The organism is Allobaculum sp. JKK-2023 (genome assembly GCF_034745455.1).
GTDB lineage: Bacteria > Bacillota_I > Bacilli_A > Erysipelotrichales > Erysipelotrichaceae > Allobaculum.
Genome location: NZ_JAYERV010000003.1, coordinates 1190505 through 1209450, shown reverse-complemented (window position 1 = coordinate 1209450; position 18946 = coordinate 1190505). Strand labels below are relative to the sequence as shown.

At 45.5% G+C, this 18946-nt stretch carries 17 protein-coding genes, 2 tRNA genes and 2 other annotated features; of the genes, 17 read left to right on the top strand and 2 right to left on the bottom strand.

The features are described 5' to 3' along the window. Positions 1 to 116: 116 nt before the first annotated feature. On the bottom strand, positions 117 to 2093 hold the full coding sequence (uvrB, locus tag U4956_RS04920) for an excinuclease ABC subunit UvrB (RefSeq protein WP_323089424.1): 1977 nt from the start codon (positions 2091 to 2093) through the stop codon (positions 117 to 119). A gap of 136 nt (positions 2094 to 2229) precedes the next feature. Here uvrB and ispG point away from each other — a divergent pair, with 136 nt between their 5' ends. From ispG to U4956_RS04865, 11 genes are all read left to right on the top strand, one after another. Next, positions 2230 to 3339, top strand: a complete 1110-nt coding sequence (gene ispG, locus U4956_RS04915) for a flavodoxin-dependent (E)-4-hydroxy-3-methylbut-2-enyl-diphosphate synthase (protein WP_323091453.1) — start codon at positions 2230 to 2232, stop codon at positions 3337 to 3339. Positions 3340 to 3538: 199 nt separating this feature from the next. Beyond that, positions 3539 to 4534, top strand: coding sequence for a phosphate acetyltransferase (gene pta, locus U4956_RS04910; RefSeq protein WP_323089422.1), 996 nt, complete (start codon positions 3539 to 3541; stop codon positions 4532 to 4534). A 382-nt stretch (positions 4535 to 4916) separates the two neighbouring features. Beyond that, the gene (locus tag U4956_RS04905) at positions 4917 to 5360 is read left to right on the top strand and encodes a hypothetical protein (RefSeq protein WP_323089420.1); all 444 of its coding nucleotides are present in this window, start codon (positions 4917 to 4919) and stop codon (positions 5358 to 5360) included. Between the two features lie 73 nt (positions 5361 to 5433). Continuing rightward, the gene (locus U4956_RS04900) at positions 5434 to 5703 is read left to right on the top strand and encodes an ACT domain-containing protein (protein ID WP_323089418.1); all 270 of its coding nucleotides are present in this window, start codon (positions 5434 to 5436) and stop codon (positions 5701 to 5703) included. A 9-nt stretch (positions 5704 to 5712) separates the two neighbouring features. Next, entirely contained in the window at positions 5713 to 7068 is a 1356-nt protein-coding gene (locus U4956_RS04895; protein ID WP_323089416.1) for a PFL family protein, read from the top strand. A 414-nt stretch (positions 7069 to 7482) separates the two neighbouring features. Then, positions 7483 to 7694, top strand: a binding site (T-box leader). 66 nt (positions 7695 to 7760) lie between these two features. After that, positions 7761 to 8567, top strand: coding sequence for a transporter substrate-binding domain-containing protein (locus U4956_RS04890; protein ID WP_323089414.1), 807 nt, complete (start codon positions 7761 to 7763; stop codon positions 8565 to 8567). 12 nt (positions 8568 to 8579) lie between these two features. After that, the gene (locus tag U4956_RS04885; protein ID WP_323089412.1) at positions 8580 to 9251 is read left to right on the top strand and encodes an amino acid ABC transporter permease; all 672 of its coding nucleotides are present in this window, start codon (positions 8580 to 8582) and stop codon (positions 9249 to 9251) included. A gap of 16 nt (positions 9252 to 9267) precedes the next feature. Next, positions 9268 to 9999, top strand: a complete 732-nt coding sequence (locus U4956_RS04880) for an amino acid ABC transporter ATP-binding protein (protein WP_323091451.1) — start codon at positions 9268 to 9270, stop codon at positions 9997 to 9999. Between the two features lie 177 nt (positions 10000 to 10176). Continuing rightward, a complete protein-coding gene (locus U4956_RS04875) occupies positions 10177 to 11298 on the top strand; it encodes an aminotransferase class I/II-fold pyridoxal phosphate-dependent enzyme (protein ID WP_323089411.1) in 1122 nt (373 codons plus the stop codon). A 214-nt stretch (positions 11299 to 11512) separates the two neighbouring features. Then, entirely contained in the window at positions 11513 to 11989 is a 477-nt protein-coding gene (locus tag U4956_RS04870; RefSeq protein ID WP_323089409.1) for a DUF1307 domain-containing protein, read from the top strand. After that, positions 11986 to 12669, top strand: coding sequence for a metallophosphoesterase (locus U4956_RS04865; RefSeq protein ID WP_323089408.1), 684 nt, complete (start codon positions 11986 to 11988; stop codon positions 12667 to 12669). Before U4956_RS04870 ends, U4956_RS04865 begins: the two co-directional genes overlap by 4 nt. 209 nt (positions 12670 to 12878) lie before the next feature. Here the strand turns inward: U4956_RS04865 and U4956_RS04860 are convergent. Further along, positions 12879 to 12954, bottom strand: a tRNA-Glu gene (locus U4956_RS04860). A 955-nt stretch (positions 12955 to 13909) separates the two neighbouring features. On the opposite strand from U4956_RS04860, the gene U4956_RS04855 reads away from it, so the two are divergent. The 6 genes from U4956_RS04855 (at position 13910) to rplL (ending at position 18676) form a co-directional block, all read left to right on the top strand. Then, a tRNA-Glu gene (locus U4956_RS04855) sits at positions 13910 to 13985 on the top strand. Between the two features lie 263 nt (positions 13986 to 14248). Then, positions 14249 to 15787, top strand: coding sequence for an IS1634 family transposase (locus tag U4956_RS04850; protein WP_323089407.1), 1539 nt, complete (start codon positions 14249 to 14251; stop codon positions 15785 to 15787). A gap of 667 nt (positions 15788 to 16454) precedes the next feature. Next, positions 16455 to 16886 carry a 50S ribosomal protein L11 gene (gene rplK / locus U4956_RS04845; RefSeq protein WP_323089405.1) on the top strand — a complete coding sequence of 144 codons (432 nt, stop codon included), beginning with the start codon at positions 16455 to 16457 and terminating at the stop codon, positions 16884 to 16886. A gap of 14 nt (positions 16887 to 16900) precedes the next feature. Continuing rightward, positions 16901 to 17584 (top strand): 50S ribosomal protein L1, encoded by a 684-nt coding sequence (gene rplA / locus U4956_RS04840; protein WP_323089404.1) that lies wholly within the window; start codon positions 16901 to 16903, stop codon positions 17582 to 17584. A gap of 36 nt (positions 17585 to 17620) precedes the next feature. After that, positions 17621 to 17739, top strand: a sequence feature (ribosomal protein L10 leader region). A 32-nt stretch (positions 17740 to 17771) separates the two neighbouring features. Next, the gene (rplJ, locus tag U4956_RS04835; RefSeq protein ID WP_323089402.1) at positions 17772 to 18287 is read left to right on the top strand and encodes a 50S ribosomal protein L10; all 516 of its coding nucleotides are present in this window, start codon (positions 17772 to 17774) and stop codon (positions 18285 to 18287) included. Positions 18288 to 18304: 17 nt separating this feature from the next. After that, positions 18305 to 18676, top strand: a complete 372-nt coding sequence (gene rplL / locus U4956_RS04830) for a 50S ribosomal protein L7/L12 (RefSeq protein ID WP_323089401.1) — start codon at positions 18305 to 18307, stop codon at positions 18674 to 18676. Positions 18677 to 18946: the final 270 nt, after the last annotated feature.

The window sequence follows — 18946 nt, the reverse complement described above, 5'->3', positions numbered from 1 at the left end:
ACTCGAATGGTGAATCTATGCCTGTGAATCAGACATCGTTTTAGACAGATTTTTGAATCAGGTCATCAGATTGTTAATTGTTAAAGCGGAAAGTTGAAAAGATAAGACCTCAAGACTCAACAAAGACCTTTGAGTTCCATAACCATATCACGCAGTTCAGCAGCGCGTTCGAAGTCGAGATCGGCTGCAGCCTGACGCATTTCGGTTTCGAGCTCTTCAATATATTTGGCTGTATCTTTCTTGTTGAGTTTCTGTTTCTTTTTTAGGTAGCGGGCGGTCATTTCCTTGGTTTCCTTGGAATGAACGACTTCGCGGATTGGCTTGATGATCGTTTTTGGAACGATACCGTGCTTTTCGTTGTATTCCATCTGGATCTTACGGCGACGGGCAGTTTCGTCAATGGCATACTGCATGGATTCGGTGATCGAATCTCCATACATAATGACCTTGCCTTCAGCATTGCGGGCGGCCCGGCCGATGATCTGGACCAGTGAACGTTTTGAACGCAAGAAGCCTTCCTTATCGGCATCGAGAATCGTGATCAGGGAGACTTCCGGAATATCCAGACCTTCACGCAGCAGGTTAATCCCGACCAGAACATCGTATTTGCCTTTGCGCAGATCCTGAATAATTTCGGTTCGTTCAATGGTTTTGACTTCATGGTGCAGCCAGGCCACTTTGATATCCAGGTTTTTGAGGTATTCGGTCAAGTCTTCAGCCATCCGCACGGTCAGTGTTGTGACCAGGGTCCGTTCGTTGCGGGCAATGCGCGCTTTGATCTCTTCAACCAGATCATCGATCTGTCCCTGGGTTGGACGGACTTCTACAATTGGATCGAGCAGACCGGTTGGACGAATGATCTGTTCGACGACTTCACCGCCCGTCTGATCAAGTTCATAGTCACCAGGCGTAGCGGAAACATAGATGGACTGGGGGGCTTTTTCTTCAAATTCACTGAAGGTCAGTGGGCGGTTGTCCAGCGCTGAGGGCAGACGAAATCCATAATCGACCAGCGTCTGTTTACGGGCACGGTCACCGTTATACATTCCGCGAATCTGCGGCAGAGAAACATGGGATTCATCGACGATCATTAAGAAATCGTCAGGGAAGTAGTCGAACAGGGTATATGGCGTTTCACCGGGCTTACGGCCATCGATGTGACGGGAATAGTTTTCAATCCCCGGGCAGACCCCCAGTTCACGCAAGGCTTCGACATCATAGGTGCACCGCTGAACGAGTCGTTCTTTTTCCAGCGGCTTTCCCATGTCATCAAAGTATTCGGCTCTTTCTTTCAGTTCGGCTTCAATGGAATCGGCTGCTTTGTGAATGATATCCATGCTTGTGGCATAGCCGCTGGCTGGATACAAGTTATACAGGTTGTATGCCTGGATCAGTTTGCCGGTTAACGGCTCCACTTCACAGATACGTTCGATTTCGTCGCCGAACATTTCAATGCGGATGATGAAACTGTCGGTATGACCGGGAGCAATTTCAATCGTGTCCCCGCGAACCCGGAAAGTGCCTCGGGCCTGCTCGATGTCGTTGCGCTTGTATTGCTGGTTCACGAGGATTTTTAAAAGATCTTCGCGCTCAATGATATCGCCCACACGGATGGTATCGATCATGTCCCGATACTGATCCGGATTCGAGGCACCATAAATGCAGGCAACGGAAGCGACAATAATCGTATCCCGTCGATGCAGAACCGAATTGACTGCGGCCATGCGCAGCATGTCGAGTTCGGCATTGGTCTTGGTGTTTTTATCAATGTAGGTGTCGGTTTTTGGCATGTAGGCTTCAGGCTGATAGTAGTCGAAGTAGGAAACAAAATATTCAACGCGGTTATGCGGAAAAAACTCTTTCAGTTCAGAATAGAGCTGACTGGCCAAGGTTTTGTTATGGGCGAACACCAGCGTCGGTTTATTGACCTGCGCGATGACATTGGACATCGTGTAGGTTTTTCCCGTACCGGTTGCCCCTAACAGAACCTGATGCTTTTTGCCTTCCTTGATCCCCTCGACCAGCTCACGAATGGCTTCGGGCTGATCACCGGCAGGCGGATAAGGAGAGACAAGTTCAAATTTTTCATCCATGGCGAGGATACTCCTTTCTTGCGGGACGTGAACGATCCAAACACAATCTGCTCAGACAGTTTATACTCATTTTATCAGGGGCGTGTCGGGATGGCGTCGGATGCGGCTGGCAATGCGCTTTCCATTGTTCTGGCCCATGGAGGATGGACTTTTCTCAAGCCCTGAAAGGATTATAAATACAAAAAGGAAACAGAAAATGAAACGAACAGAAACACGAAGTGTCAAAGTCGGCAATCTGGAAATCGGCGGGAACAACCATGTCGTTGTCCAGTCGATGTGTTCTATCAAGACCGCAAAAGTTGACGAAGTGATCCGCCAGATTCTGGAACTTGAAGGTCAGGGATGCGAACTGATCCGTGTATCGGTCATGGACTTTGAAGATGCCAGAGCCATCACGGCAATTAAAGAGCAGATTCATATTCCGCTGGTTGCTGATATCCATTTTGACTATAAACTCGCTCTGGCTGCGATTGAAGCCGGAGCCGATAAAATCCGCCTGAATCCGGGCAATATTGGTCCAAGAGAAAATGTTGAAGCGGTGGTCAAAGCCTGCAAGGAGCATGGCATTCCCATCCGCATCGGCATCAACTCGGGATCCCTGGAAAAGGATATCCATGAAAAATATGGAAAGCCAACGGCCGAGGGCATGATTGAATCAGCGAAGCGGCATGTGGCCATTCTGGAAGATCTTGATTTTCATGACATCGTTCTCTCGTTTAAATCGAGTGACCCATTGCTTTGCCTGGATGTTTATCGCAAAGCCAGTGAAGAATTCGACTATCCGCTCCATCTTGGAGTGACGGAAGCAGGAACTGTTATGACGTCGGCCGTGAAATCCACGCTCGCTTTAGGACCGCTTCTTTTAGAGGGCATCGGCAATACGATCCGCATTTCGGTCAATGGCGATGCAGATCTTGAAATTCCAATTGTGCGTGAACTGTTAAAAGACTGCCGCCTCATTGAGGATGTCCCCAATCTGATCGCCTGTCCAAGCTGCGGCCGGACGGCATGGGATATGAAACCAGTTGTGGATGAGATGGAAAAATGGCTGCAAAATATTCACAAACCTGTGACTGTTGCCATTATGGGCTGCGCAGTCAATGGGCCTGGAGAAGCCAGACATGCGGATATCGCCATTGCCGGCGGACGCAATGAAGGTCTGTTGATCAAAAAAGGAACGGTAATCGAAAAACTGCCGCAGGAAAAGATGGTGGAACGTCTCAAGGAAGAAGTTTTGAAATTTTAATGTCTGGATTGTAATTCATGCCCCATCCTATGCAAAAACAGGTTAAAATTGATATCAGAAGGCAATTTCTAACAGGAAAAAGAAAATTTACCATAACTAAAAGGGAAATGATAGCTTGTGAAGAAATTGACCAATTTTGCAAAGCAAAAGCCGCGTGCTATATTTAGAAACGAGGCAATTGCCTGAAGAGGAAAAAATCATGATCATCTCAAAATTAGCAAAAATGATTGAGGGTAAAGGTACCCGAATCGTATTTACCGAAGGCTGGGATCCACGTGTTATGGGTGCAGCCGTTCGTCTGAAAGAAGACAACTTAGTCAAACCAGTTCTGCTTGGCGAACATGACGAAGTCAACAAATGTGCAGCTGACAATGGCTTTAATCTTGAAGGAATCGAAGTCATCGCTCCATCTGAATTCCCAGCAGAAGAAAAAGAAAAAATGGTTACCCGTATGATCGAACTGCGTCGTGGTAAACTCGATCACGATGCTGCAAGTGCACTGTTAGATCATACAAACTACTTCGGAACGATGCTTGTTGAAATGGGTTACGCAGATGGATTGCTCGGTGGTGCGACTTACTCCACTGCGGATACTGTACGTCCTGCGTTGCAGCTGGTCAAAACAGCTCCAGGTCAGTCCATTGTATCTTCCACATTTATCCTGGTAAAAGGCAGCGAACAGTTATTCATGGCTGACTGCGCAATCAACCGTGATCCAAACCCGGATGAACTGGTAGAAATCGCCATCCAGACTGCTGCTACAGCAAAAAAATTTGGTGTTGAACCAAAAGTTGCAATGCTTTCCTACTCTTCTTTTGGATCTGCCACCGGTCATTGTGTTGCAAAAATGGACGAAGCAACAACTCGTTTGAAACGTATGCCAATTGGCTTTGATGTAGATGGTGAAATGCAGTTCGACTGCGCTGTTTCTCCAGAAGTAGCAAAATTAAAAGCACCAGATTCCAAAGTTGCCGGCCAGGCGAACACGTTCATCTTCCCGAACCTGTCTTCTGGTAACATCGGTTACAAGATTGCAGCCCGTCTTGGCGGCTGGGAAGCTTTAGGACCAATCCTTCAGGGTCTGAACGCTCCAATCAACGACTTAAGCCGCGGTGCCAACGAAGAAGAAATCTACAAAATGGCAATCGTTACTGCAGCCCAGAATGTTTCTAAGACTGAACCACTGCCATTCTAAACTCCTCTAAGGCCGAAACATGACAGGATAAGTCAGAGGAAAATCTGATTTGTCTCAATTAAGATCGCATTGAAACCACCTTCGGGTGGTTTTTTTTACGCTCGATTTTTGTGCTTTTTTGCCCTCGTTTTTGCCCTCGTTTTTGCCCTCGTTTTTGCCCTCGTTTTTGCCCTCGTTTTTGCCCTCGTTTTTGCCCTCGTTTTTGCCCTCGTTTTTGCCCTCATTTTTTGGCTTTCTGCTCTTGGTCGTCTGGAGGGAGGGCGGATAAAAGTCTGGCAGTCAACACAAATGGACAGCAGGCAAAAACCGAATGCAAACTGCTATACTTAGACATATGAAAAAGAATGAAGTTTTTCCATGGCCTATGGAAGAAGGAGCGGCCATGGATTTTGTAGATGGCAAGCTTTTACTGGTTGTCAAAGACGATGAATGGAACGAAAACCAGCTGGCCAGTGCAGCCAGAGAACCATTCAGCGTCATGGCGTGTGAGACCAATGGCATGATCATCTTCCTGCTGGAGGGCGGCCCATTGGATACTTGCGATTTTTATTTCAACATTCAGGAGTGTGATGAAAAGGATCAGCTGCTGGCTGCAAAGAATATTGATGTGCAGGCAGTGCTGCTTGATGCCAATAATGTGATAAAAGTCGTAAAAAGTGCCACGCTTGCAGCAAAACCGAGTGAAGAGCTGCACAAGCTTTTCGAAAAACAGGCTAAGATGGAGTTCATGCCGGGAGAATATGACGTCAATCTTGACGGACTGATGGCCACAATGGAGCCAGCGGAACTGGCCCGTTATGGGAAAGTCAGCTTCCAGCTCAACTGACCTGGAAATCTATCCCGACATCAGGACTGCACAAAGAAGTCCAAAACCCGAATAGAGGAGAAGTTTGAAAAGTATGAAAGCTGTTATCAGTGTAATCGGACAGGACCGCGTTGGAATCCTGGCCATGTGCGCCAATGTCTGTGCCGGACATCAGGTGAATGTTCTTGAAGTTTCACAGACTATTCTCGATGGTATGTTTTCGATGACGATGATCGTCGATATGGACCGGATGGATATTACCTTTGACGCCTTTGCGGGCGAACTCGAAACACTCGGAATTGAAAACGCTCTGGTTATCCGGGTCATGAACTACGAAATTTTCCAGGCGATGCACACGATTTAGAGGGCCGCTATGCAGACAGATAAAATTCTGGAAACCATCAAGATGATTGATGAGGAGTGCCTGGATATCCGCACCATTACGATGGGCATCTCCTTGCTGGATTGTGCGGATGCTGACATTCATGAATCCTGCCGTAAAATTGAACGAAAAATCTGCACGCTGGCCAAAGACCTGGTCAAAGTAGGCGATGATATTTCCCGTGAATATGGAATTCCGGTTGTCAATAAACGGGTTTCTGTCACCCCGATTGCCATGCTTGCAGCCGCAAGCGGCGGCGATCCTGTTGAATATGCACTGACTTTAGAGCGTTGTGCCCAGAAACTTGGTGTGAACTTTATCGGCGGCTATTCAGCTCTGGTGCAGAAGGGCTATTCGCATGGTGATCATGCGCTGATCGAAAGTATTCCAAGAGCCCTTGCGGCTACCCAGCATGTGTGTGCTTCAGTCAATATTGGCAGCACAAAAGCCGGTATCAACATGGATGCGGTCAAACAGATGGGGAAAATCATCCGCGAAAGTGCTGAACTGACAGCCGATGACAACTGCCTTGGGGCAGCTAAACTGGTTGTCTTCTGCAATGCCCCTGAGGATAACCCATTCATGGCGGGTGCTTTCCATGGCGTTGGTGAAGGAGACTGCGTCATCAATGTTGGCGTATCCGGTCCTGGCGTGGTCCGGGCTGCGCTGGCGAAAATGCCAAAGGATGCACCGATGAATGAACTGGCTGACCTGATCAAGCGCACCGCCTTCAAAATCACCCGCATGGGACAGATGGTCGGCCGTGAAGCTGGAAAACGTCTTGGCGTTCCATTTGGTATTGTCGATCTGTCCTTGGCTCCGACACCAGCCGTTGGGGACTCGGTTGCCTATATTCTGGAAGAAATGGGCCTGGAAACCTGCGGCGCCTATGGAACCACTGCCTGCCTGGCCATGCTCAACGATGCAGTAAAAAAAGGTGGGGTGATGGCTGCAAACAACGTTGGCGGCCTGTCGGGTGCCTTCATTCCAGTTTCTGAAGATGCCGGCATGATCCATGCGGCATCCAAAGGTGTGCTCAAACTTGAAAAACTGGAAGCGATGACAGCGGTATGCTCAGTAGGTCTGGATATGATCGTTGTTCCAGGATCGACCAGTGCGGACATCATTTCGGGTATGATTGCGGATGAAGCGGCGATTGGTATGGTGAACTCCAAAACGACAGCTGTCCGTGTCATTCCAGCAATTGGCAAAGAAGTCGGTGATGTCCTCGACTTTGGCGGCCTGCTGGGATCCGGTCCGGTCATGGAGATCAACCAGGAAAATAACTCCGTCTTCGTCAACCGCGGCGGCCGCATTCCAGCTCCTTTACAGGCGCTGAAAAACTGATGGCAAAAAACGGATGACTCTTGTGAGAACTGTGAACTGATGGCAGAGGGAGCGAATTGTCGAGATGGATCCATCAGACAGAGATTTGATCCATCAGGTAGAGATTTCTGGTGATGTTTGGCAGAGAGTCTGGCGAAGTTCTGGCAGATGGTCACAGGTAGAGACTGGCAAAGAACTGGAGTTACGAACTCCATAGAGAGAAAGCCGGCTGTTTTGAGAATTTTAGAAGGCCTGATTTTTGAATGGAGATTCGTTTCTGATGAAAATGTCCATTGCCTATAGACAGAATTCGAAATTCAAGTGAAAAATGTGAATTTATGGTATGTCATCCGATAAATCCGACAAAATTGGGCGTAGAATTACGAAAATGGTGACTATCGTTTGCCTTTCTTGAATCCCTGTGCTTAAATCTTCGCATAAACGAAGAAGAGAAGTAGTAAGGACCGGAAACTTGCAGAGAGACGGCGGTTGGTGAAAGTCGTCAGTGGAACGTCCTGAACGTGTCTTGGAGTGCGGGTTAATCCCTGCCGTTGTCCGCGTTAAGGATAAAGTGCCCTGATCAGACCGAAAAAAAGGATCGTGAATCAGGGAAGTTAGGTGGTACCGCGTGATCAAGCGCCCTTTCAGAGAATGAAAGGACGCTTTTTTTATTCAGGACTTCTCAAGGGACCGATCCCGGAAAGGAAAATGTTATGAACAAAACAGCATCAGCAGCTTTATGCTCCGTCTTTGCCCTCGCTATGGCAGCATGCTCTTCCAATGCCGGCAGCACTTCTTCTGCCAGCAGTGCAAGTTCCACAGCCGCAGCAAGCACCGAACCAGAAACAACGATTCTGATTGGTATTTCTCCAGACTACCCGCCATATGAATCCAAATCCGCCTCTGGAGAAATCGAAGGATTTGATATTGATATGACTAAATGGATTTTCGATTATCTCAACGAAAATGGTCATAACTACAAATATGAATTTGAAGAATTGTCTTTTGATACCATCATCTCCTCCTTGCAGGCAGGACAGATTGATTTAGGGATTTCCGGTTTCACTTACGATGAAGACCGCGAAGGAATTTTCTCGGATTCCTACTATGATTCCGCTCAGGTTCTGGTGGTTTCTGAGGACTCTGATGTAACCAGCACTGATGATTTGAATGGCAAAACCGTCAGCGCCCAGATGGGAACAACGGGCGAGGATGTAGCCAATGGCATTGAAGGCGCCAAAGTTCAGGCTGTCAGCGATGCGAATGTCATGATGGAAAACTTAAAAGCACACGGAATCGATGCAGTTGTCATCGATAGAGCAGTTGCCGACAAATATGTAGCCGAAGGCGGCTTCAAAGTTGTTGGCGAAGATCTTATGGATGAAGAAAATATCATCTACTCAACAGAAGACCACCAGGATCTGATGGATCAGATCAATGAAGCAATTAAAGCGTTTAAGGAAAGCGAAGATTACCAGACTTTAACAGAAACCTGGTTCTCGAACAGCGCTGCCGAATAATTCTGATTTCGGATGAGTAAAATTTTAACCCAGCAGAATCTGCTCTTTCTGCTTAAAGGAGCCGGAATTTCTCTGGCTCTTGCTCTTGGTGCTCTGTTGATTGGAATGGTGATCGGAATTCTGATGGCTGCCGGCCGCCTTTCCAAAATTAAAATCCTGAACTGGCTGTGCACAGGCTATGTGGAGATTTTCCGTGGAACTCCAATGCTGATGCAGATCATGTTCTTTTATCTGGCTGTTCCGGTTCTGATCCGGATGGTGACTGGTGTGCGGGTGCGCATGGATGTATACATGGTTGCCCTGACGGCTTTGTCCTTAAACTCCGGCGCCTATCAGTCGGAGCTGTTTCGCTCTGGGATTCAGGGCGTCGACAAAGGACAATGGGAAGCCTGTGAAACACTTGGCATTGGCTACTGGCCGATGATGTTCAAAATCATTCTGCCTCAGGCTTTCAAGCGCATCATCCCACCTCTGGTTTCTGAATTTATTACGCTGATCAAGGATTCCTCGCTGGCCAGCTGTATCGGGGCCGGAGAGCTGATGTATAATGCCCAGGTTCTGGGTTCTCAGTATTACAACTATCTGGTACCGCTGGTTGTTGCCAGTGTCATGTATCTGGCGATGACACTGATTATCAGCTGGCTGTCCCGCAAGCTGGAAAGGAGGATGGCTGTCAGTGACTGATTCAAATGCAGAATATATGATTGAAGCCAAGGACCTTTCCAAATATTTTGAACGGCTCCATGCTCTGAAAGGAGCCAGCCTGAATGTGAAAAAAGGTGAAGTGGTCTGCCTGATCGGTCCATCTGGATCCGGGAAATCGACGTTTCTACGCTGTATTCATGGTCTGGAAACCCCGGATCAGGGGGAAGTCTATCTGGATGGGGTCAAGATGGATCCGTCCAACAAGGTGCAGTATCGTGAACTGCGCAATAAGATGGGCTTTGTTTTCCAGCACTTTAACCTGTTTCCGAACCTGACGGTTCTTGATAATTGCAAGTTTGCCCAGATCAATGTCCTGAAACGATCGGATGAAGAAGCTCAGCAAGTGGCTATGGAATATCTGGCTAAAGTCGGTCTGACGGAGAAGAAAGATGCCTATCCAAATAACCTTTCCGGTGGACAGAAACAGCGCGTGGCGATTGCCAGAGCCCTTTGCATGAATCCGGAAATCATGCTCTTTGACGAGCCGACTTCTGCTCTTGACCCGGAAATGATCAAGGAAGTTCTGGAAGTTATGCAGGAACTCGCCGATCAGGGAATGACAATGGTGGTCGTGACTCACGAGATGGGTTTTGCCAGAAAAGTTGGAACCCGTGTTGTTTTCCTTGAAAACGGCCGGGTTGTGGAAGATGCGGACAGCGAAACCTTCTTTACTGCTCCTAAATCAGAACGAGCCCAGGAATTTTTGTCCAAAGTCATTTACGACTGATCTGAGTTTTCAATTGAATTCAATATTCATCGACCGTTCCAGCCTGGCTGAACGGTCGATGAACTGTATATAGGGATCCTGACAGAGGATAAAGCAGATGAGAAAGTGGAACAGCGCCAAAATGGCCGCATCAAAACAATAAGGAAGACAATATTGAAAGAGTAGAGGAAAGGAAATATGGAAATTAAGGATTTTCTGACCGAAAAGTGGATGAACGACTATGAAAGAGCAGCCCGGTTTAATCTGACCGACACTTCCTGCGACGCACTAAGCGTGGCGGATCTGCTCGCCTTACAGCCAGATGCATTAGACAATCTGGCTCTGGACTATGGCTGGATTTCGGGAGATCCCGCTTTACGGCAGGAGATCCTTTCTTTGTATTCCAGCCAGGATGAAGACACCCTGACCACCACCTGCGGGGCTTTGCAGGGAAATGAAATGGTGATGGCAATTCTGCTTGGAAATGGAGATCATGTCATTACCTTTACGCCAGGTTATCAGCAGTTCGCGGAGTTTCCACGCTGGCTGGGTTGTGATGTAAATGAAATCGAACTTTGCGAAGAAGACTGGTCTTTGGATCTTGCTGCCCTCAAAGCTGCTTTAAAGTCCAATACGCGGCTGATTGTCTTTGCCAATCCAAGCAACCCAACCGGTACGTGGCTTGATGAAAAACAACTTGCAAAGCTGATTGATCTGGCAAGAGACCAGAATCAAAAAACGGGGCAGCCGCTCTGGATTCTTTGCGATGAGGTGTATCGCGATCCAACGGATAAAAAACAACCGGCGATCAGTGATCTCTATGAATACGGTGTTTCTTCCGGAAGCTTTTCCAAGCTGCTGGGACTTGCGGGGCTTCGCTTAGGGTGGATCAAAGGCAATGCCGATCTGATTGGCCAGATCAATACCTTCCGGGACTACACCATTATCTCGGCTGGTCCATTATCTGAACGTTTAGGAGCGATTGCTCTTCAGAATAAAGAGAAGATTTTGAACCATACGCACCAGACGGTTGCCAATAATCTTGAAGTTTTGCGCAAATGGCTCCAGCAGACCCCATACTTTTCCTGTGTTCTGCCGGAACATGGGACTGTGGCGTTTTTAAAAATTCCAGAAGGCGTTTCAAGTGAGCGCTTTGCCAGAGATTTGCTGGAAGAGACCGGAATTTTCTTTGTTCCGGGCAGCTGCTTCCAAAAAGAAGGGTATGCCAGACTTGGATTGGGGAAAACCCATGAAAATCTGGCGGGGGTTCTTGAAAACCTCGATGCCTGGACTGCAAACTGGCTGAAGCATCTTGATTAACCAATCCGAAGCTTCTTAGATGTTGAGAAGTTTCGGATTTTTTAATCCAGCTACGGTTAAAACTGACTGCGGTTGATCGACGAAAATCACCAGAAAGACCGGTGATGACGAAAAATGAAGGAAATTGATGCGAAAATCGGGGAGTTCGAGGTTGTACAGGGCAACATCTCTTACAATTTTCAATCGCTTGAGATGGCCGTGTTAGAATGAGGGAATGAAAACATGGAAAAATATCATCCTTCTGGCAGTTTGTGTGCTGCTTTCAGGATGTCATTCAAAGTCAAAAGTCGATCCGGCTACCTCTTCAAACTGGCAGTGCACCCAGTCCACGACAGTTTTCCAGCTTGAAAACAACCAGGATACCCTGCAGAAAACAAGACAGGTTTTCATTCTGCCTTATGATGCCATCGTTCATGATGAAAATACCGATACAGACACCGCCAGGCAGAAAGCCCTGGAACTCTGTGCACAGATGTTTAAAGATATCCATGGCGTCACGTTCGAGAGTGAGGCTGTTGAGACCGGAATTCAATGCACGCTGACCATTGATTATGGACAGGCGGATCTTTCGCAGCTGAAGGAGGCCGGACTGACGGATGAACTTGGATTAAAGGAAGGCTATATTTCTCTTTCCGATACCATCGATAAACTGGAATCGGATGGATTTGCCTGTCAGGCGGTGAGCCGATGAGATATTACATTTCGGACTGCCATTTCTTCCATCGCTCCTTATTGACCAGCATGGATAAAAGACCGTTTGAGAGCGTCGAAGAAATGAATGAGTTCATGATCAAACAATGGAACTCACGGATTAAAAAGAATGATGAGGTTGTGATTCTCGGTGATTTCAGCTGGGGAACTGGAGAACAGACTGAAGAGCTGCTCAAGCGGCTCAATGGCCGCAAATATCTGATCAAGGGCAACCATGATCTCTATCTGAAGGATAAAAACTTTGATGAGTCTTTGTTTGTCTGGGTTAAAGACTATGCGGAAGTTCATGACAATCGTCGTAAAGTTGTTCTGTGCCATTATCCGATTGTCTGCTATAACGGTCAGTATCGGCTTGATGACAACGGCCAGCCGAAAACGTGGATGTTATATGGCCATATCCATAACACCCATGATCAGGATCTGATCGATCAGTACGCCAAAGTTGTTGGCAAGAGCAGTCATAAGCGGATTGGAACCGGAGAAGAAGCACCAATTCCATTCCAGATGATCAACTGCTTCTGTGTGCGCAGCAACTATATTCCTTTGACGCTGGATGAGTGGATTGAAGTCGAAAAGAAAAGACAGGCCGCTCTTGAAGCGGGCGAAAAGTCTTTGGAAAATGTGTCCACCCCAGCCGATCCAGAAACGACGGAGAAATAGAAGAACAGAAACGAAGAAGAAAATAAAATGCGGATTTCCGAAATCTTCCATAGGAAGGTCGAAAATCCGCATTATTTGTATAGGCGGCTTGCAGTCAGCCGTCGGTGAGCAAGAAACGAAGAGCAGAGCGCATGGACCGGATGACTTGAGTCCAGAAAAGGGAGATAAAGAAAAACGGCAGATCATCTGACCTGCCGATTGATTTCAAATGGTGACGCGTACGGGATTCGAACCCGTGAATGTATGCGTGAAAGGCATATGAGTTAACCGTTTCTCCAACGCGCCATTTGTGTTTGTTTTCTGTGCTGCGCCTCAGCGCTCATTTATAATATCAGATCCCGTTTGGATTGCAAGCAAAATATAAAGAAATTTTTAAAGACTGGATAAGCCCCCGAAACCAAGCGTTCTTCCAGCAATGGATGACCCTTACGATCCGTTTTTCAGAAAAGACAGATCTTGGGATGGCCGCTTTTAAATTGGCTGTAGGAGTATTCTAATGGAGTCAGTGATGGATATCCAGCAGAAGATATAAGAAATACAAGATATAAGAAATACAAGATATAAGAAATACAAGATATAAGAAATACAAGATATAAGAAATACAAGATATAAGAAATACAAGATATAAGAAATACAAGATATAAGAAATACAAGATATAAGAAATACAAGATATAAGAAATACAAGATATAAGAAATACATAGAAAAGAGAAGACTGGAACTTTGATCTTGAATCAGGGACCGGACTCGGAATGGACTGAATAAAAGATTCGCCGACAGAGTGGTGAGCCGAAGCCTGAGAATTGGGGCTGTTCCTTCAGATTGGAAGCAAAAATAGATTCAATCATGAAATCGAGCGGTAATCATGGAATATTGGTGGATATACCCGACAGGAAAAAGCAAATTGCAGCAGTTGAGTAAACAGGAGAAAGAAAAATCAATTGGACTTGTCCTTAACAATTCGCTTTTGAGAGGAAATTATGCCTGCTATCCAAATTTTGTCTATAAAAGCATGAAAGAAAACAATCGAAGTTCCAAACGATGGGAAATTACAGAATTAATTGAATAAGAGTTGCTAAATCGGCTGATATGGATGATAATCCTCCTGTTCTTCCAAGAGGGAAGAGTAAATGCTGGATTTCGGCAGGGCCAAATTTCAAAAAAATTTGAAAAAAGTCCTTGCAATCCTGAATGGATATGGTATCCTAAACAAGCGCTGATTGAAGCGCGAAACAAAAACTGGCGCGTTGGAGAAACGGTTAACTCATATGCCTTTCACGCATACATTCACGGGTTCGAATCCCGTACGCGTCACCATTTGAAATCAACCGGCAGATCAGATGATCTGCCGTTTTTCTTTGGCTGGTCCTAGGCATGGGAGAACAGGTAGAACAGCAGAGATAAGGCTGTGTTTTTCTTCCTGTTCTGTCACCTAAATTCCCCACTATATACAGAGATGTAGTGGTCCGAAAGTCCTGATATTACTTTTTATAAAGAAATATCAGGACTTTTCTCTTGACTTATTAAGTATGTATAATCTATAATATTTACAAGTTATACATATGTTTTGGAGGCCTGCTATGTCATCTCAAGTGAAGGTTAAAGGTAAAAATGGTCGGATTTATGTTTATGAGGTTGAGTCATTTTGGAACAAAGAGAAGAAAAAACCTGATTCTCATCGTAAATGCATCGGCCATATCGATGAACGGACGGGAGAAATCGTTCCGAATCGGCCTAGAGCTAAAAATGGAAACGGACTTTGTCAATCTAAACCAGAGTCACAGATTACTGTAACTGGCAGCGGCAGTTTTTCGATTGTGGATAAGGCCGCTCGTGAAACGGGGTTAATGGACTGCCTTAAAAAAGTCTTCCCAAATCACTGGCCTTACATTATGACCTGCTGTGAATTTCTAGCCTCTACCGGTGATCCGCTCTACTTAATTGACCGCTGGTCTGCTCATAATGAAACCTACCTTCCTAATGGTTTAATCAGCCAAAGAGTCAGTGAGCTTCTGCAATGTCTTACCTTGTCAAAGCAGCAAGAATTTTTCAGAACATGGATAGCTCATAATGAGTCTAAAGAATACTTTGCCCTGGACATCACAAGTGTTTCATCCTATTCCGAATTCATTTCCATGGTGAAGTATGGCTATAACCGCGATCATGAGCCTCTTCCCCAGATTAATCTTCTGATGATTACAGGGCAGAAAAGCAAGCTTCCTATCTATTTCATGCCCCTTGATGGCAAGATCAAGGATGTAAAGGCACTGAAGTCCGTTTTGGAGAACCAGAAGATGATTACCCCAAAAATGCTTTCTTTGATCATGGATAAAGGATTTTTCTCGTTATACAACCTGGAGGCTCTCTATAAGGACCATTTTCACTTTGCGTTAGGTGTACCTTTTACCAGTAAGATCGCCAAAGAAGCCGTAGAAAAATACAGAGATACGATTGAAAGCCACTACAATGTGGTGAGTGTTGCAGGTGATGAGGTTTATGGAGTAACAGAGCTGCAGAAATGGGAAGGCCATCGTCTCTATCTCCATATTTATTTTGACAGCGATAAAGCTGCTGGAGAAAAGAAAGCATTCAATCATAAATTGCATACTACTTACCAGGCGCTCTGCAACGATGAAAAGGTAAATGATGAGAAATTCGTTGAAACGTATTTCACCATAAAAGAGACAAAAGTCAGAGGACGCAAGGTTCTCTATAACGATGCGGCCATCGAAAACCATCTAAAAAACAGAGTGGGCTGGTTTGTCATGGCCAGTAATTTCATCAAGGATAAAACAGAAGCATTGACCATCTACAGAGAGAAAGACTGCGTTGAAAAGTCATTTGATGACCTGAAAAATCAGATGGATATGAAACGATTGAGAGTCCACAGTGAAGAGACAATGAACGGGCGGATATTCATACAGTTTCTGACATTGATCCTGGTTGTTTGGATTCGTCAGAAGCTTTCAGAAGTGAAATGGTCCAATAAGTATTCCTATCAGGAAATCATGAATGAGATTGGAGAACTTAAGAAAATCAGCGTGGAAGGAAAAAGAAAAAATCTGACTCTGCAGACAACCAGTCTACAGAATCAGATTATGGAACTATTCGGCCTTTAATGGACATGTGTATAAAGGCGGGAATTTAGGCTGTCAGTGAATTCAGCGAGTCTGGCAGTCTGCTGCTTTCCAGTCCCTTTGCCCGCACGCATGAACAACTGATACGTTCGAGTCATTTAAATCGGTTTGAAAACAGACAGGATCCGAATTGAATCCTGCTTATAGAAGTTCTGCTGATAAAACAGATCAAACGCAGGGCGCACAAAGAGCGGTTCATTGAATTCCAGACGGCTTTTAACAGTATGATCCGGGCCTGCTCTGGATCTGCTGCGTCTGGCCGTTTATTGGCCCAAAATCTTTAGGCTGCATTTTCTCTTTCCTGATTTACCTGAAAGAGGAAAATTCAAATCCGAATCGGACATTGCCAAGTGACCAGACAATTTTTGATTTTCCATCTCTAAGATCAGAATTCCCGTTTCCATCGGATATCTGTCCCTTGATTCTGGCTGATTGTGGTGGTAAATCCGCCAAATAAGTAAAGAAAATCGGATATAGTTCATTTAGAGTTATTTGATCAGACATGGAAATTGTTGTCGATAAATAAAGTGAATTTTCTTCATTTAATAGTTGTAAATCGATTCGAAAACGAGTATTATACACGGGCATGCGTGGGAGGGCCCTGTGCCCGGAAACCACTGCATAAGACCCAATACAGGAGGAGTGTCTTATGGCAAAGAAAAAGAAAAAGAAGATTACCAAAGTTGTAAAACTCCAGTTCCCTGCAGGTGGAGCTAAACCAGGTCCAGGTCTTGCAGGTGTTGGTATCAACATGCCTCAGTTCTGCAGCGCATTCAACGATGCAACGAAAGAACGCAGAGGCGATATCGTACCAGTAGTGATTACTGCATACGAAGATAAGAGCTTTGATTTTGTACTGAAAACAACTCCAGCCGCTCAGATGATCAAAAAGGCTGCAGGTGTAGCAAAAGCATCCGGCGACCAGAAGCAGACTGCAGGAACGATTACTGTAGATCAGCTCAAAGAAATCGCTGAATACAAAATGCCAGACCTCAATGCCAATGACGTTGAAGCTGCGATGAAGATTATTGCCGGTACCGCTAAAAATATGGGTATCAAAGTAACAGGATACGAAGGATAAGAGAGGAGAAGACAATGGCAAAAGTAAGTAAACGCTATAAAGCTGCTAAAGAGCAGATCGACCGTACAAAAGTCTATACCGTTGAAGAAGCTGTTGATCTGGCTAAAAAAGCCAGCTCCGCTAAATTCGATGAAACTGTCGAAGTTTCCTTCAACCTGAACGTAGACCCACGTCACGCTGACCAGCAGATCCGTGGTGCTATGGTTCTGCCAAACGGTACTGGTAAAAGCCAGACTGTTGCTGTTGTTGCTGAAGGCGACAAAGCAAAAGAAGCTGAAGATGCAGGAGCAGATTTCGTTGGTTCCGACGAACTGATCCAGAAAATTCAGGGTGGATGGTTCGGATTTGACGTCCTGATCGCTACTCCGAATATGATGGGTAAACTCGGCCGTCTCGGTCGTGTGCTTGGTCCTAAAGGATTAATGCCAAACCCAAAAACCGGTACAGTAACAATGGATGTTGCTAACGCTGTTAACGAAGTAAAAAAAGGTAAAGTAACTTACCGTGTTGACAAAGCTGGAAACATCAACGTACTGATCGGAAAAGTATCCTTTGACAATGATAAACTCGTAGAAAACTTCAATGCGATCTACGATGTAATCAAAAAAGCAAAACCAGCAAAAGTTAAAGGTACTTACATGAAAAACCTGGTTCTGTCTACAACTATGGGTCCTGGTATCCATGTTGAAATCAAGTAATCTTGATTTGACAATCTAGTTTTTCGTCATTAAACTTAGTTTGTTCTCAATATTCCAAAGACAGTAACGGCGAAAGCTTAATTATGTTACCGAGGGATTGATACGCATTTTTTCTATGCCAATCAAACCCGCTTAGCGGGTTTTCTTTTGAATATTGATGCAAAATACAGAAAGTAGAGGAATTCTCATGAACAAAGACGTCCTTGCTCAAAAGGAAGCTGATGTTGCTGAGCTGTCGAAAAAGATTTCTGACTCTAGTTCTGTCGTTGTCGTTGAATACCGTGGTCTGAGCGTAGCTGACATCACTGAATTACGTCACGCTCTGCGCAAAGAAAACGTTGAAATGAAAGTATTTAAAAATACGATCGCTCAGCGTGCGGTAGATCAGCTTGGTTATGAAGGTCTTGAAGCTGCTCTGAAAGGTCCAAACGCTCTGGTATTTGGTACTGATCAGGTTGCTCCTGCCCGTGTTCTTGCTGACTTTGCAAAAACACATGACAAACTGGTCTTAAAATCCGGCATCGTCGATGGAGCCGTCGTAGACGAAGCAACCATCAAAACTCTTTCCAGTCTGCCAAACAAAGATGGCATGATTGCAAAATTTGCATCTACCCTGAATGCACCTGTTATTAAATTCGCGCTGACTCTGAAAGCTTTAGCTGACAGTAAGTCCGGCGCTCCTGCAGAAGAAGCTGCAGCGTAATTGGAGGATAAAAGAAAATGGCTAAATTAACTCAGGAAGATATCCTTGCTTACCTCGAAGAGGCAACTATTCTTGAACTGAACGATCTCGTAAAAGCAATTGAAGACAAATTCGGCGTTGTTGCAGCTGCTGCTGTAGCAGGTCCAGCTGCTGGTGCTGAAGCAGTTGACGAAGGACCAAGTGAAGTAACTGTTACCCTGACTGACGTTGGTGGAACTAAAGTTGCAGTTATCAAAGCTGTACGTGAAATCACTGGTCTTGGTCTGGTTGATGCGAAGAAACTCGTTGACTCCACTCCAGCTGTCATCAAAGAAAACATTGCTCCAGAAGAAGCAGACGGAATCAAAGAAAAACTCATGGCTGCTGGTGCAACTGTTACTGTTAAGTAATCGAACACACAGTCAAAACCTAACCATAAACGCAAGGCAAAACGCTTTGCGTTTTTTTCTGCTTTGTTGGACGATGCGCTGTCTCTGGTTCCTGGTTTGATCTGATCTGTTCTGCTTTTCTTCATGCTCTTTTCCATCCTGGACACCTGTGCTTTGATTCCTTCTCTTTCAGGATTTCCATTCTGCATCCATTCGATTTCCTGTTTCTTTGGCTGCGTATCTTCTTGAGGATATTTGATCCTTAATCAGATTTATTCTTATCAAAATTGA

Coding starts and splice junctions, on each gene's coding strand:
- U4956_RS04890 (WP_323089414.1), top strand. CDS start 7,761: ATGAACAAAACAGCATCAGCAGCTTTATGCTCCGTCTTTGCCCTCGCT.
- U4956_RS04880 (WP_323091451.1), top strand. CDS start 9,268: ATGATTGAAGCCAAGGACCTTTCCAAATATTTTGAACGGCTCCATGCT.
- U4956_RS04895 (WP_323089416.1), top strand. CDS start 5,713: ATGCAGACAGATAAAATTCTGGAAACCATCAAGATGATTGATGAGGAG.
- rplA (WP_323089404.1), top strand. CDS start 16,901: ATGGCAAAAGTAAGTAAACGCTATAAAGCTGCTAAAGAGCAGATCGAC.
- rplL (WP_323089401.1), top strand. CDS start 18,305: ATGGCTAAATTAACTCAGGAAGATATCCTTGCTTACCTCGAAGAGGCA.
- U4956_RS04900 (WP_323089418.1), top strand. CDS start 5,434: ATGAAAGCTGTTATCAGTGTAATCGGACAGGACCGCGTTGGAATCCTG.
- U4956_RS04870 (WP_323089409.1), top strand. CDS start 11,513: ATGAAAACATGGAAAAATATCATCCTTCTGGCAGTTTGTGTGCTGCTT.
- uvrB (WP_323089424.1), bottom strand. CDS start 2,093: ATGGATGAAAAATTTGAACTTGTCTCTCCTTATCCGCCTGCCGGTGAT.
- pta (WP_323089422.1), top strand. CDS start 3,539: ATGATCATCTCAAAATTAGCAAAAATGATTGAGGGTAAAGGTACCCGA.
- rplK (WP_323089405.1), top strand. CDS start 16,455: ATGGCAAAGAAAAAGAAAAAGAAGATTACCAAAGTTGTAAAACTCCAG.
- U4956_RS04905 (WP_323089420.1), top strand. CDS start 4,917: ATGGATTTTGTAGATGGCAAGCTTTTACTGGTTGTCAAAGACGATGAA.
- ispG (WP_323091453.1), top strand. CDS start 2,230: ATGGAGGATGGACTTTTCTCAAGCCCTGAAAGGATTATAAATACAAAA.
- U4956_RS04850 (WP_323089407.1), top strand. CDS start 14,249: ATGTCATCTCAAGTGAAGGTTAAAGGTAAAAATGGTCGGATTTATGTT.
- rplJ (WP_323089402.1), top strand. CDS start 17,772: ATGAACAAAGACGTCCTTGCTCAAAAGGAAGCTGATGTTGCTGAGCTG.
- U4956_RS04885 (WP_323089412.1), top strand. CDS start 8,580: ATGAGTAAAATTTTAACCCAGCAGAATCTGCTCTTTCTGCTTAAAGGA.
- U4956_RS04875 (WP_323089411.1), top strand. CDS start 10,177: ATGGAAATTAAGGATTTTCTGACCGAAAAGTGGATGAACGACTATGAA.
- U4956_RS04865 (WP_323089408.1), top strand. CDS start 11,986: ATGAGATATTACATTTCGGACTGCCATTTCTTCCATCGCTCCTTATTG.